Annotated in this window: 14 protein-coding genes; 11 read left to right on the top strand and 3 right to left on the bottom strand. The window is 61.9% G+C overall.

The window, feature by feature from the left end; translation table 11 throughout:
• Nucleotides 1–59 precede the first annotated feature (59 nt).
• The 5 genes from QQ992_RS23090 to QQ992_RS23070 are packed head-to-tail and all read left to right on the top strand — an operon-like array spanning nt 60 to nt 3,840.
• Nucleotides 60–1,139, top strand: coding sequence for a serine hydrolase domain-containing protein (locus tag QQ992_RS23090; protein ID WP_286111176.1), 1,080 nt, complete (start codon nt 60–62; stop codon nt 1,137–1,139).
• Nucleotides 1,136–1,432: an amidase gene (locus QQ992_RS23085; RefSeq protein ID WP_286111175.1), complete on the top strand. Its 297-nt coding sequence runs from the start codon at nt 1,136–1,138 to the stop codon at nt 1,430–1,432. Before QQ992_RS23090 ends, QQ992_RS23085 begins: the two co-directional genes overlap by 4 nt.
• 44 nt (nt 1,433–1,476) lie before the next feature.
• Entirely contained in the window at nt 1,477–2,058 is a 582-nt protein-coding gene (locus QQ992_RS23080) for a YceI family protein (protein WP_286111174.1), read from the top strand.
• A 1-nt stretch (nt 2,059) separates the two neighbouring features.
• Nucleotides 2,060–3,217 (top strand): phospholipase D-like domain-containing protein, encoded by a 1,158-nt coding sequence (locus QQ992_RS23075; RefSeq protein ID WP_286111173.1) that lies wholly within the window; start codon nt 2,060–2,062, stop codon nt 3,215–3,217.
• A gap of 44 nt (nt 3,218–3,261) precedes the next feature.
• Nucleotides 3,262–3,840: a DJ-1/PfpI family protein gene (locus QQ992_RS23070; RefSeq protein WP_060497985.1), complete on the top strand. Its 579-nt coding sequence runs from the start codon at nt 3,262–3,264 to the stop codon at nt 3,838–3,840.
• 44 nt (nt 3,841–3,884) lie between these two features.
• Here QQ992_RS23070 and QQ992_RS23065 read toward each other — a convergent pair whose 3' ends face one another.
• Complete coding sequence (locus QQ992_RS23065) at nt 3,885–4,283, bottom strand: nuclear transport factor 2 family protein (RefSeq protein WP_286111172.1); 399 nt, start codon at nt 4,281–4,283, stop codon at nt 3,885–3,887.
• 115 nt (nt 4,284–4,398) lie between these two features.
• Between QQ992_RS23065 and QQ992_RS23060 the strand changes: the two genes are divergently transcribed.
• A complete protein-coding gene (locus QQ992_RS23060; RefSeq protein ID WP_119368929.1) occupies nt 4,399–4,989 on the top strand; it encodes a GNAT family N-acetyltransferase in 591 nt (196 codons plus the stop codon).
• A 130-nt stretch (nt 4,990–5,119) separates the two neighbouring features.
• Here QQ992_RS23060 and QQ992_RS23055 read toward each other — a convergent pair whose 3' ends face one another.
• Nucleotides 5,120–6,643, bottom strand: coding sequence for a fumarate hydratase (locus tag QQ992_RS23055; protein WP_051098439.1), 1,524 nt, complete (start codon nt 6,641–6,643; stop codon nt 5,120–5,122).
• Nucleotides 6,644–6,892: 249 nt separating this feature from the next.
• Here QQ992_RS23055 and QQ992_RS23050 point away from each other — a divergent pair, with 249 nt between their 5' ends.
• A complete protein-coding gene (locus QQ992_RS23050; protein ID WP_286111171.1) occupies nt 6,893–7,813 on the top strand; it encodes an iron-sulfur-binding ferredoxin reductase in 921 nt (306 codons plus the stop codon).
• A 128-nt stretch (nt 7,814–7,941) separates the two neighbouring features.
• Nucleotides 7,942–9,299, top strand: a protein-coding gene (locus QQ992_RS23045) for an IS3 family transposase (RefSeq protein WP_286110417.1) whose coding sequence is annotated in 2 segments (ribosomal slippage) — nt 7,942–8,410 and nt 8,410–9,299 — 1,359 coding nt in all. Because the reading frame shifts where the segments join, the coding sequence is not laid out codon by codon here.
• 85 nt (nt 9,300–9,384) lie between these two features.
• Here QQ992_RS23045 and pyk read toward each other — a convergent pair.
• The gene (gene pyk / locus QQ992_RS23040) at nt 9,385–10,839 is read right to left on the bottom strand and encodes a pyruvate kinase (RefSeq protein WP_016713620.1); all 1,455 of its coding nucleotides are present in this window, start codon (nt 10,837–10,839) and stop codon (nt 9,385–9,387) included.
• A gap of 237 nt (nt 10,840–11,076) precedes the next feature.
• Here pyk and QQ992_RS23035 point away from each other — a divergent pair, with 237 nt between their 5' ends.
• The 3 genes from QQ992_RS23035 (at nt 11,077) to sbcB (ending at nt 13,422) form a co-directional block, all read left to right on the top strand.
• Nucleotides 11,077–11,463: a tol-pal system YbgF family protein gene (locus QQ992_RS23035; RefSeq protein ID WP_016713621.1), complete on the top strand. Its 387-nt coding sequence runs from the start codon at nt 11,077–11,079 to the stop codon at nt 11,461–11,463.
• Nucleotides 11,464–11,586: 123 nt separating this feature from the next.
• Nucleotides 11,587–11,946: a PilZ domain-containing protein gene (locus QQ992_RS23030; protein WP_060497981.1), complete on the top strand. Its 360-nt coding sequence runs from the start codon at nt 11,587–11,589 to the stop codon at nt 11,944–11,946.
• Between the two features lie 42 nt (nt 11,947–11,988).
• Complete coding sequence (sbcB, locus tag QQ992_RS23025) at nt 11,989–13,422, top strand: exodeoxyribonuclease I (protein WP_286111170.1); 1,434 nt, start codon at nt 11,989–11,991, stop codon at nt 13,420–13,422.
• Nucleotides 13,423–13,486 lie beyond the last annotated feature (64 nt).

Raw genomic sequence — 13,486 nt, 5'->3', positions numbered from 1 at the left:
GAGCTGGCTTGCCTGCGATGGGCTGCGCAGCAGCCCCAAAATTGCGAGCCTTGAACCGGATGCTGAAAGGTCTGCTGCTTCTTTTCTGCATGGCCCTGGCACCCGCCAAGGCTGAGGACTGGCCTGATCCGCAGTGGCAGACCGAGCCAGCCATCCTCAACTGGCAAGCCGTAGACGCCTACGCCTTTCCCACCCGCACTCCCGACCGCAGTGGCATCCGCACCGACGCCCTGCTGATCATCCGCGACGGCCGCATCCTCCACGAACGCTACGCCGCCCCCACCACTGCCGCCACCGCACACCTGACCTGGTCGGTCAGCAAAAGCGTACTTGCCACGCTGATGGGTGTGGCCCAAGGAGAGGGGCGTTTCCAACTGCAAGATCCGGTTTCGCGCTTCTACCCCGCCATGCGCACCCACCCTGGCGTGCGCATGACCGACCTGCTGCACTGGGCCAGTGGCCTGGACTGGCAGGAAGACTACGAATACGCCCCGCTCAAGTCCTCGGTGGTGGCCATGCTGTATACCCGTGGCCACGAAGACATGGCCGCCTACACGGCAGCACGGGGGGCGACGGCCAGCCCCGGCCAACGGTTCCTCTATTCCAGTGGCGACAGCAACCTGCTGGCCGCCGCACTGCGCGGCATGCTCGATGCCGGGCAGTACGCCGATTACCCCTGGCACGCATTATTCACCCCGCTGGGTATCGACAGCGCGGTGTGGGAACGTGACCAGGCGGGCACCTACGTGGGCTCTTCCTACCTCTACCTCAGCGCCCGTGACCTGGCCCGTATCGGCTTGCTGATGCAACGCGAGGGGCGCTGGCAAGGCCGGCAACTGTTGCCCAAGGCCTGGGTGGCCTTCAACCGTACGCCGTTTGCCCATGCCGAACCTGTCCCCGCAGAGGCCAACCCAGGCGGCCACTGGTGGCTCAACCAGCCGCTGGCCGGCGCTACGCGGCCCTGGCCAAATGCGCCCGCAGACACCTTCGCCGCCCTGGGCCATTGGGGCCAGGCGCTGTACATCTTGCCCACGCAAAAGCTGGTGATCGTGCGCTATGCCGATGACCGGGACGGCGCTTACCAGCATGACGAACTGCTCAAGCGAGTGCTGGCCGCACTGGCCGGGGAGAGGGCATGAAGCGCGTACTGCTGCTGGTGTTGCCAGGGCTGGTGTTCTGGGCCTGGCACGAGCGTCAGGCTCTGGCAGACTTTCCTGGCATCCTCTCGGCCTACTCGGCCAAGGAATACTGCTCGTGCCGCTTCGTCATGGGCTTCGAGCAGGCGTATTGCCAAGGCTATGTAAAGCAGTGGCTGCCGCTGAGCCTGCTTGAAGAAAACACCCCGCAGCGGCACATCACTGCCGAGGGCCTGGGGCAGCGCAACCAGGCTGCCTGGCTGGGCCCGCGCGAGGGCTGCCGCTTGCTGCCATGAAGGCGGGCGGGTAAGGTTGGCGGCCTGGTTTCACGAGATCTGTCATGTTCAAGCTGCCCCGTCTTTTGCCCGCCCTGCTGCTGGCTTTGTGCCTGCCCGCCCACGCCAATTGGCACCTCGATGGCGAATCGTCGCGCCTGTCGTTCATTACCGGCAAGAACGGTGACACGGCCGAGGTGCATCGCTTTCTGGTGCTGCATGGCAAGGTCGACCGCATGGGCGCGGCCGGGTTGAGTATCGAGATGGATTCGGTCAGCAGCGGCATCCCGCTGCGTGACGAGCGTATGCGTGACGACCTGTTCGAGGTCGAGCGTTTTGCCGAAGCCAAGGTGCAGGCGCAACTGGACCTGCGGCCAATCAACGACCTGGCCAACGGTGCCCAGATCGAACTGCGCCTGCCGCTTACCGTTACCCTGCATGGCCAGTCGCACAGCTACAACGCCCTGCTGCTGGCCACGCGTCTGGATGAGCGACGCTTTCAGGTGGTAACCCTCGAACCTCTGGTGTTACGTGCCGAGGATTTCGGCCTGCTGCCTGGGCTGCAAACCCTGCGCAAGCTCGCGGGGCTCAAGTCCATCAACCCGTCGGTGCCGGTTAGCGCGGTGCTGATCTTCACCGCCCGCTGACATGCCGGGGCCGGTCTTCCCCTGGCGGGATGGCAACCAGTTCGAACTGCTGATCGACGGCCCCGAGTTCTTTCCGCGCATGCTCACGGCGATCGTGCGTGCCGAGTTCCAGGTTGACCTGGAGCTGTATCTGGTCGAAGCCGGCGCGTGTGCCGAGGCGGTGGTCGAAGCACTGGAGCAGGCCGCCCGACGTGGCGTGCGGGTACGCTGCCTGTTCGATGACTATGGCTCACTGGCCTTCAACAATGCCCTGCGCCAGCGCCTGCTGGAGGCCGGCGTGTACCTGCGTTGGTATAACCGCCTGCGCTGGAAGCGCGGCCTGCGCAACCTGTACCGCGATCACCGCAAACTGCTGCTGGTGGATGAACGCTGGGCAGTGGTGGGCGGCACGGGTGTTACCGACGAGTTCTGGACGCCGGGCGATGCGACCAGCGAATGGCATGAGGTGATGGTGCAGATCCAGGGGCCGGTAGTTACCGACTGGCAACTGCTGTTCGACCGCCAGTGGTCCGCCAACAACCGCCGCACCGCTTGGCGCCCGGCCGAAGGCTTTGGCTTGCCGCGCCTGCCCAAACTGCCAGCGCAAGGGCAAGGCATGGGGCGAGTGGCCTATGCCGACGCCCGCCAGCACCAGGACATTCTGCATTCGTTGGTGCGGGCGCTGAACAGTGGCAAGCAGCGGGTATGGCTGGCCACACCGTATTTTCTGCCGACCTGGAGCGTGCGCCGTTCGTTACGCCGTGCTGCCAGCAAAGGGCTTGATGTGCGCCTGTTGCTGACCGGCCCACGTACGGACCACCCGTCGGTACGCTACGCCGGGCACCGCTACTACCCACGGCTGCTGCGTGCCGGGGTGCGGATTTTCGAGTACCAGCCGTGCTTCCTGCACCTGAAGATGGCCGTGGTAGATGACTGGGTCAGCGTCGGTTCGTGCAACTTCGACCACTGGAACCTGCGCTTCAACCTTGAAGCCAACATCGAGGCGCTGGACCCGCCACTGACGGCGGCTGTGGTGGCCAGCTTCGAGCGTGACTTTGCCTTGAGCGAGGAAGTCGACCTCGACCACTGGCATGCCCGGCCGCTGTGGCGCAGGGTGAAGCAGCGGATCTGGGGATGGATCGACCGGCTGGTGGTCAACCTGCTCGACCGCCGTGACTGACAGGGGCTATCGTGCAGTATCTGTTAACCGAAGGAGTGGGTGCGATGACGGCGAAGAAGATCCTGATGCTGGTGGGCGATTACGTCGAGGACTACGAGGCGATGGTGCCGTTCCAGGCCTTGAGCATGGTCGGCCACACGGTGCATGCGGTGTGCCCGGAAAAACTGGCGGGGCAGACGGTACGCACCGCCATTCATGATTTTGAGGGTGAGCAGACCTACAGCGAAAAGCCGGGGCACAACTTTGCCCTGAATTATGACTTCGTGCGCGTGCGGGCCGAGAGTTATGACGCGCTGTTGATCCCCGGGGGCCGTGCGCCAGAGTACCTGCGCCTGGATGAAAAAGTGCTGGAGCTGGTGCGGGCGTTCGACCAGGCCGGCAAGCCGATTGCAGCGGTGTGCCATGGCGCCCAATTGCTGGCGGCGGCGGGTGTGCTGGAAGGGCGTGAATGCAGCGCGTACCCGGCGTGTGCGCCGGAGGTGCGGTTGGCGGGTGGGACATTCATTGATATTGCGGTGGACCAGGCCCATGTGGATGGCAATCTGGTGACCGCACCGGCATGGCCAGCGCACCCTGCGTGGCTGGCTGCATTCCTCAAGGTGTTAGGCACTCGTATTGCCTGACCGGGCCTCTTCGCGGGCTTGCCCGCGAAGAGGCCGGTACAGGCTTAGGCAACCTGCTCAACCCAGTCATTGAGGTTGTAGTAGTTGGTCACCCGGGCAATCTTGCCGCAGTGGATATAGAAGAAAGCCCCCGCCGACAGCACATAGGTCTGCCCGTTGGCCGCTGGCAGTCCTTCGTCATCGGCCAGGTATTCACCGTGCACCGTGAACTCTGCCGCCGCACAGCTGCCATCGGCGTTCTGCATCACCACGATGTCGGCCAGGCGCTCGCGGTAGCAGCAGTTCATCTTGTCCATGAACGCGGCAAACCGGGCCTTGCCCATCTCCCGCTCGCCCTGGTTGATGTCGTGGATCACATCCTCGCTCAGTAGCGCCAGAAAGCCTTGCATGTCACCGGCGTTGAAGGCGGCATAGTAAGCATTTACCAGTTCGGTAGCGGTCATGGAACAATACCTGTCGTGTAGGGAAAAGGCCGGTCGTTGCCCCGGATGATAGGGTTTCCCCTCAAGCCCGGCTTAGCCGAGCGCGTCATCCACATCGACAAAACGACCGCCAAGCATGGAAATACGCCTGTTGCACGGCGCCGCTATCGCGCCTTACATCGATGACCTCGCTCGCCTGCGCCTTAGCGTGTTCCGCGAGTTCCCCTACCTTTACGATGGCACCCCTGAGTACGAGGCCGACTACCTGGCTACCTATGCCCGCTCCGGGCGCAGCTTGGCGGTGCTGGCACTGGACGACGGCAAAGTGGTCGGCGCTTCCACTGGCCTGCCACTGGTAGATGTCGCCCCCGAATTCCAGCAGCCGTTCCTGGCCCAAGGGCGTGACCCGGCCAGCGTGTACTACTTCGGTGGGTCGCTGGTACTGCCGGAATACCGTGGTCAGGGCCTGGGGGTGCGCTTCTTCATTGAACGTGAATCTTACGCGCACAAGCTGGCCGAATTTGATTACTGCGCATTCTGCGCGGTCGAGCGGCCAGGTGTGCACCCGAGACGGCCAGCAGACTACAAACCATTGCACGGCTTCTGGCGTAACCGTGGTTTTCTGCACGACCCATCGTTGCGCACAAGCTTTGCCTGGCGAGACCTGGATGAGACGCAAAGCACCGACAAACTGATGTCCTACTGGCTGAAGGAACTGCCAATATGAAGAGGGAGGGGTAGGAGGGGCAGGTGCTTACCTGCAGGGACTGGCCGGAGCCGTTTGGTAGCTTCCGGTAAAAGCTGCAGTGCGCTCTTCGCCGCTTTATTGCGAAAAACGCACCGCAGTTGTATCAGGCTTACTTCACTTCGACTGCTAGGCTCTCGGCAATCTTGCTCTGCCACAGGGCAGGGCCAGTGATGTGTACCGACTCACCGTTGCTGTCTACGGCAACGGTCACCGGCATGTCCTTGACCTCGAACTCGTAGATCGCTTCCATGCCCAGCTCGGCGAAGGCCAGGACCTTCGATTTGCGGATGGCCTGGGCCACCAGGTAGGCAGCGCCACCCACGGCCATCAGGTAGACGGCTTTGTTGTCCTTGATCGCTTCGATGGCGGTCGGGCCACGCTCGGACTTGCCGATCATGCCCAGCAGGCCGGTTTGCTCGAGGATCTGGCGGGTGAACTTGTCCATGCGGGTAGCGGTGGTCGGGCCGGCTGGGCCTACCACTTCGTCACCGACCGGGTCGACCGGGCCTACGTAGTAGATGAAGCGGCCTTTCAGGTCTACTGGCAGCTCTTCGCCACGGTTGAGCATCTCGACCATGCGCTTGTGCGCAGCATCGCGGCCGGTCAGCATCTTGCCGTTGAGCAGGATGGTCTCGCCCGGCTTCCAGCTGGCGACTTCTTCCGGGGTGATGTCGTCGAGGTTGACGCGACGGGCGCTCGGGCCGGCTTCCCAGACGATTTCCGGGTAAGCGTCCAGCGACGGTGCTTCCAGCTCGGCCGGGCCGGAGCCATCGAGCACGAAATGGGCGTGGCGGGTAGCGGCGCAGTTGGGGATCATGCACACCGGCAGCGAGGCGGCGTGAGTCGGGTAGTCCATGATCTTGACGTCGAGCACGGTGGTCAGGCCACCCAGGCCCTGGGCGCCGATGCCCAGCTGGTTGACCTTCTCGAACAGCTCCAGACGGATTTCTTCCAGGCGGTTCTGCGGGCCACGGGCTTTGAGCTCATGGATGTCGATGGACTCCATCAACACTTCCTTGGCCATGACGGCGGCTTTCTCGGCGGTACCGCCGATGCCGATGCCGAGCATGCCAGGCGGGCACCAGCCAGCGCCCATGGTCGGGACGGTCTTCAGTACCCAGTCGACGATCGAGTCGGACGGGTTGAGCATGGCCATCTTCGACTTGTTCTCGGAACCACCGCCTTTGGCAGCCACGTCCACTTCCACTTTGTCGCCCGGGACGATCGAGTAGTGGATGACCGCTGGGGTGTTGTCCTTGGTGTTCTTGCGGGCACCGGCCGGGTCGGCCAGGATCGAAGCGCGCAGGACGTTTTCCGGCAGGTTGTAGGCGCGACGCACACCTTCGTTGATCATGTCGTCGACGCTCAGGGTGGCGCCGTCCCAGCGCACGTCCATGCCCACGCGCACGAACACGGTGACGATACCGGTGTCCTGGCAGATCGGGCGGTGGCCGGTGGCGCACATGCGCGAGTTGATCAGGATCTGGGCGATGGAATCGCGCGCAGCGGGCGACTCTTCACGCAGGTAGGCCTCGTGCATGGCCTGGATGAAATCGACGGGGTGGTAGTACGAAATGAATTGCAGGGCGTCGGCGACGCTCTGAATCAGGTCGTCTTGCTTGATCACGGTCATGCAGCGCGCTCCTCTTAAAGACGGGAACATTCAAAAAGACGCATCGACGGTGCCGACCAGCATGTCGAAGCGCCTTGCAAGGCGCCGGCAGGTCAGGCCGACGGAAAAAGGCGCGGCAGTATAGCGCGCATCCTTGCCGGGCACACCTGCGGCCGGTCTGGACCATGGTCGGCAGTGGTTGGGCATCCTTTTTGCTGCCGTTGCGCGCTTGGCTTACAGTGGACTGTGATTTGTGGAGAACGACCAACCATGCCCGAACTTTGCGTGGGCGAGCGCCGCTGGGCGGTGCCAACCGGCAGCAACCTGCTCGATGCCTTGAACGATGCCGGGCTCAACGTGCCTTACAGCTGCCGCGCCGGCAGTTGCCATGCCTGCCTGGTGCATTGCCTGGCCGGGCAACCGCTGGATGCCTTGCCCGAGGCCCTGGCGCTGGACAAGCATGCCTTGGGCTGGCGCCTGGCCTGCCAGTGCCGGGTGGTCGAAGACCTGCAGGTGGCGTTGTTCGACCCGCAGCGCGATGGCGTGCCGGCCCATGTCTGTGCGCTGGATTGGTTCGGTGATGTATTGCGCGTGCGGCTGCGGCCTGAACGGGCGGTGCGTTACCAGGCGGGGCAGCATGTGGTGTTGTGGAATGGTTCGGTAGCACGGCCGTATTCGCTGGCCAGTCTACCGGGGGAAGAGGACTTTCTGGAGTTCCACATCGATTGCCGGCGCCCTGGTGCCTTCTGCGACAAGGCCCGTGGCTTGCGGCTGGGTGATGTGCTGCGCCTGGGGGAGTTCAGAGGCGGGGCGTTGCATTACGATCCGGACTGGCAGGATCGGCCTCTATGGCTGCTGGCAGCGGGCACCGGGCTTGCGCCGTTGTGGGGCATCCTGCGTGAGGCGGTGCGACAGGGGCATCGCGGCGAGATTCGGGTGCTGCATGTGGCGGGGGACAGCGCCGGGCATTATCTGGCTGGGCCGTTGCAGGAAATGGCAGGTGTGACTGTCGAGTTGGTGATGGCGGAGCAGATGGAGCAGGCGCTAGCCGGGCTGCGGCTGGTGTCACGGCAGACGGTGGCACTGGTGTGTGGGGCGCCGGGGAGTGTCGAGCGGTTTGCGCGGCGGTTGTTCATTGCCGGGGTGCCGCGGGGGCAGGTGTTTGCGGATGTGTTTGTAGAGCATGCCTGAGGCATTTGTGTTGATTCTGCTGGCCTATTCGCGGGTAAACCCGCTCCTACACCGGCCTGTGCCGCTGCACCGATCAGTGGACTGCCCCCAAGAAGTTGGACACCAATCCAATTTCTTGGGGTGTCCACATGAGCAAGTATTCAGACCAATTCAAGCTTACTGCCGTTCAGGCTTACTTGGAGAGTGGTGAAGGCTTCCGAACAGTAGCCCGCCGATTTTCCGTGGATTTCAGCCTGCTGCGGCGCTGGGTCTCAAGCTTCCAGAAACATGGACAGTTCAGTCTGCGCAAAATAGGCCAGCGGTACAGTGCGACCTACAAGTGCTCAGTCCTTGAGTACATGCACAAGCATCAGCTTTCCTTGCGTCAGACCGCCGCCCATTTCGGTCTCGGCCAGTCCTCGCAGGTAGGCATTTGGGCGCGGCAACACTACAGTGGTGACCCTGCACTGCCTGCTCCCAAGAAAAGAAAACCTGCTGCCATGCCGAAAAAGCCTTATCCCATCAAACCTACGACTTCCGATGACACAGAGAAAAGCCGCGACCAGTTGCTGGCCGAGCTTGAGTGGCTGCGCATGGAGAACGCCTACCTAAAAAAGCTGGAAGAACTGAAGAAGCAGGAACGAAGGCAGCCCAAAAAGCCCTGATCGTCTCGGCGCTCAAGGACCGGTTTCCCTTGGCCGCCGTTCTACAGTTGGCGGATCTGCCACGCAGTACGTTTTATTACCAGCTTCAAGCGCAGGCCAAACCTGACAAGCATGCTGCTCTGAAGCAGATGATTCAGCGTGTCTATCACGAGGAAAAAGGGCTATACGGTTACCGGCGCGTTGCAATCGTGATCCGCAATGGCGGCACCTTGGTTAACAAGAAGGTGGTGGAGCGTTTGATGGTCGAGCTTGATCTTCGCTCACTAGTACGGCCAAAAAAGTACCGGTCGTACAAGGGGGTTGTCGGCACCATCGCGCCCAACCTGCTGGAGCGAAACTTCCTCGCGCAGCGCCCGAATCAGAAGTGGGTGACCGATGTTACCGAGTTCAAAGTGGCTCAGGAAAAGATCTATCTCTCCCCTGTGATGGACTTGTACAACGCCGAAATCGTGGCCTACGAAGTGGCCAGCAGGCCGTGCCTTGGGCTGGTTACCAACATGCTGGACAAGGCCTTCGAGCGCCTGGGAAACAAGCCGAAACTGGTGCTTCACTCAGATCAAGGCTGGCACTACCAACACTCGCAGTACCGCCACAAGCTGGCAGAGCAAGGGCTGAAGCAGAGCATGTCACGCAAAGGAAACTGCCTGGATAATGCGGCTATGGAGAGCTTTTTTGGTACGCTTAAGTCCGAGTTTTTCTACCCGAAGCGCTTCGAGAGCGTTGAAGAACTGAAAGCTGGTCTGGATGAGTACATCCACTACTACAACCATGACCGCATCAAGCTAAAGCTCAATGGCATGAGCCCTGTGAAATACAGGACCCATGCTGCGGCTGCTAGCTGAAACTGTCCAACTTTTCGGGGGCAGTCCACAGTGTAGGAGCGGGTTTACCCGCGAAGGGCCGCGGAGCGGCCCCCCTAAAGCAGGATCAGCCTACCAGCGGGTCACCGACATGCAGAATCTTCATGCCATTGGTGCCACCGATGGTGTGGTAGCTGTCACCCTTGGTCAGGATCACCCAGTCACCTTGCTCCACCAAGCCACGCTTGAGCAGTTCGTCGACCGCGGCCTGGCTCACCTTGTCGGCCGGCAGCGAGGCCGGGTCGAAGGCGATCGGGTACACGCCACGGAACATGTTGGCGCGTGCCTGGGTGGCGCGGTGCGGCGACAGGGCGAAGATCGGCACGTGCGAACGCAGACGCGACATGATCAGCGGGGTGTAGCCGCTTTCGGTCAGGGCGATGATCGCCTTCACGCCCGGGAAGTGGTTGGCGGTGTACATGGCCGCCAGGGCGATGCTTTCGTCGCAACGCTCGAAGGTGGTGTGCAGGCGGTGGCTGGACTTCTGGCTGGTCGGGTGCTTTTCAGCGCCCAGGCAGATGCGGGCCATGGCCTGAACGGCTTCGATCGGGTACGAACCGGCAGCACTTTCAGCCGACAGCATCACCGCGTCGGTATTGTCCAGCACGGCGTTGGCCACGTCGGACACTTCGGCACGGGTCGGCATCGGGTTCTGGATCATCGACTCCATCATCTGGGTCGCCACGATCACCGCTTTGTTGTTGCGGCGGGCGTGCTGGATGATCTTCTTCTGGATGGCGATCAGCTCGGCATCGCCGATTTCCACGCCCAGGTCGCCACGGGCAACCATCACCGCGTCGGAGGCGGCGATCAGCTTGTCGAGGGTCTCGTCGTCGGCAACCGCTTCGGCGCGTTCGATCTTGGCCACCAGCCAGGCGCTGCCACCGGCTTCGTCACGCAGCTTGCGCGCGTATTCCATGTCGCTGGCGTCACGCGGGAAGGACACGGCCAGGTAGTCCAGGTCCATTTCCGCAGCCAGCTTGATGTCGGCCTTGTCTTTTTCGGTCAGGGCCGGTGCGGTCAGGCCGCCACCTTTGCGGTTGATGCCTTTGTGGTCCGACAGCGGGCCACCGATGATCACCACGCAGTGCAGGGCATCTGCAGTGGCGGTTTCGACGCGCATGACCACGCGGCCATCGTCCAGCAGCAGTTCGTCACCGACGCCGCAGTCCTTGACCAGGTCGGGGTAGTCGATACCGACGATGTCCTGGTTGCCTTCGGTCAGCGGGTGGGCGGTAGAGAAGGTGAACTTGTCACCGATCTTCAATTCGATGCGCTTGTTGGCGAACTTGGCGATGCGGATCTTCGGACCCTGCAGGTCGCCCAGCAATGCTACATGGCGGCCGTTCTTGGCGGCGATGTCACGGATCAGGCGCGCGCGGGCCTTGTGCTCGTCCGGAGTGCCGTGGGAGAAGTTCAGACGTGCCACGTCCAGGCCGGCGAGGATCAGCTGTTCGATCACTTCCGGCGAGTTGCTGGCGGGGCCAAGGGTGGCGACGATTTTGGTACGGCGGATGCTCATGCACAGACTCCTATAGTGAAGCGCAGCGAAAGGCTACTCCTGAATCTCGCTGTAGTCATTGTTCCGTTGCACTACCTGCGACCTTCCGGGTAGGGCAGCTGCAAGCTACAAGCGGCAAGCTACAAGTAAAAGCGCGAGTGGCGCAGGCGCTGCTTTTTCTTGCAGCTTGCAGCTTGCAGCTTGCAGCTGAAGAAAACCCGATAGCGGCCGATATACTTCCCATCTAAGGAGATCCCCATGCGAGCCCTGATCGTTTTAGCCCTGGCCGCCAGCGTCGTCGGCTGTACCCGCTGGTCGATGGACCACCACCTGAACAATGCCTACCGTGCCTACGACCGTGGCGATTGCGCCCGGGTCATGCTGGAGCTGTCGCAGGTCGACCGCACCAGCCGTGCGCGGCCATTCATCCACCCCGAGGTGTCGCTGCTACGCGGCCAGTGCCTGGAGCGCCAGGCGCTTTATGTGGATGCCGCGCAGACCTATCAGTACCTGATCCAGCAGTACCCGGGCAACGAGTATGCCTATCGCGCCCAGGCCCGCCTGCAGACGCTGGAGAAACTGGGCCATTTGCGCGGCGGTGAAACGGCGGTGGCCAAGCCGGTGACGACCGTACCTTGGCGCTAACACCAAGGTGTGGTTTATTTCACGAGATTTGCAGCGCGTGCTGCGCTAATCTGTAACTCAGCTGTTACAACAACCGCCAGTTCCTTGTATTCCTGGCATCAGGTACGGAATACACTTGCGATCATGTTCAACAAGCGCCACATCGAACGCCATCAGCTGCCTTGTGTCCTCAAGGTGTTCAACCGGTTTACCAACCAGGAAATCGGCCAGCTAGGCAATGCCTCCGAAGATGGCTTGATGGTCATCAGCCAGCTGCCCGTGCTGGTCGGGCCGGATTACGAGCTGCAACTGCGCATGCCGTTGGTCGGCGGGGGGCATCAGTTCGTCAACCTCACCGCCAGTTGCCTGTGGTGCCGCGAAGACCAGACGCCCGGGCACTATGATTCGGGCTTCATGCTGCTGCAGGCCCCGCGCGAATACGACGAGTTCGTGCATTCGTTGCGTGATTACTTCAGTTTCCACCCCGCCAACGCTTCTGTCTGAGGCTGCGCTAGAATCGGGTCGACCTCGATACAGGACGACCCCGTGACCTCCAGCATTTTCTGGCACGACTACGAAACCACCGGCATCAATCCGCGCTGCGACCGCCCACTGCAGGTGGCCGGTGTGCGCACTGACTTTGACCTCAACGAGATTGACGAGCCGATCAGCCTTTATTGCCGGCCCTCCGACGATATCCTGCCGCATCCGGCCGCTTGCCTGGTGACCGGCATCACGCCACAGCTGCTGGCCGAGCAGGGGCTGTGCGAAGCCGAGTTCATGACCCGGGTACATGCACAGCTGGCTCAACCGGGCACCTGTGGTGCCGGCTACAACACCCTGCGCTTTGACGATGAAGTGACCCGCTACAGTCTGTACCGCAACTTTTTCGACCCTTATGCCCGTGAGTGGCAGGGCGGCAACAGCCGCTGGGACCTGATCGATATCGTGCGTACTGCCTATGCCCTGCGCCCGGACGGTATTGAATGGCCGCAGCAGGACGGCCGCACCAGCCTGCGGCTGGAGCTGCTGAGCAAGGCCAATGGCATTGATCACGGGCATGCCCACGAAGCGCTTTCCGACGTACGGGCAACCATTGCACTGGCCCGCCTGATTCGGCAGAAGCAGCCAAAATTGTATGACTGGCTGTTCCAGTTACGCAGTAAGCATAAAGTGATGGAGCAAATCCGTTTGTTACAGCCGCTGGTGCATATATCCGGGCGCTTTTCGGCGGCGCGTAATTACCTGGGTGTCGTATTGCCACTGGCCTGGCACCCGCGTAATCGCAATGCACTGATTGTGTGCGACCTGCATCAGGAAACCCTACCGTTACTACGGGAAAGTGCTGAAGTTTTGCGCCAGCGTTTGTACACCCGGCATGATGAATTGGCCGAGGGTGAATTACCGGTACCGCTCAAACTGGTGCAGATCAATCGCTGCCCGGTACTGGCGCCGTTGTCGGTATTGCGCCCGGCCGATCAACAACGATTGGGCCTGGACTTGACGTTGTTACAATTGCGCGGTGAAGCGTTGGCCAATCAACAGGCGCAATGGCAAGACAAGCTGGAGCACATCTATGGCAAGGATGAGTTTGCCCCGAGTGAGGACCCGGAACAGCAATTGTACGATGGTTTTATTGGCGACCGTGACCGGCGCTTATGCGAGCAAGTTCGTGCGCTGGAACCGGCGCAGTTGAGCCATGGGCACTGGATGTTCGATGACCCGCGCTTACCCGAACTGCTGTTCCGCTATCGGGCGCGTAACTTCCCCGACACCTTGAACAGCGAAGAACGCCAGCGCTGGCATGGCTTCTGCCAGCAGCGTCTGAGCGACCCGCGATGGGGGGCACCGAATACGCTGGGTGACTTTGAGCAGGCACGCCAGCAAGCCTGGGAGGGCGCTGACGAAGCGGGCCGGCGTGTGCTGGAGGCTTGGCAAGTGCATGCCCGGCAATTGCAGGCACAATTTGCAGTTGGCTGATGACCAGACAAACAAAAACGCCGGCGATGTGCCGGCGTTTTTGTTGCGATAAGCAAAAGGCGTA

This window comes from Pseudomonas kurunegalensis (genome assembly GCF_030291635.1).
In the GTDB taxonomy this organism is placed as follows: Bacteria; Pseudomonadota; Gammaproteobacteria; order Pseudomonadales; family Pseudomonadaceae; genus Aquipseudomonas; species Aquipseudomonas monteilii.
The sequence above is the reverse complement of the archived record's forward strand: the minus strand, read 5'-3'. Positions and strand labels throughout refer to the sequence as shown.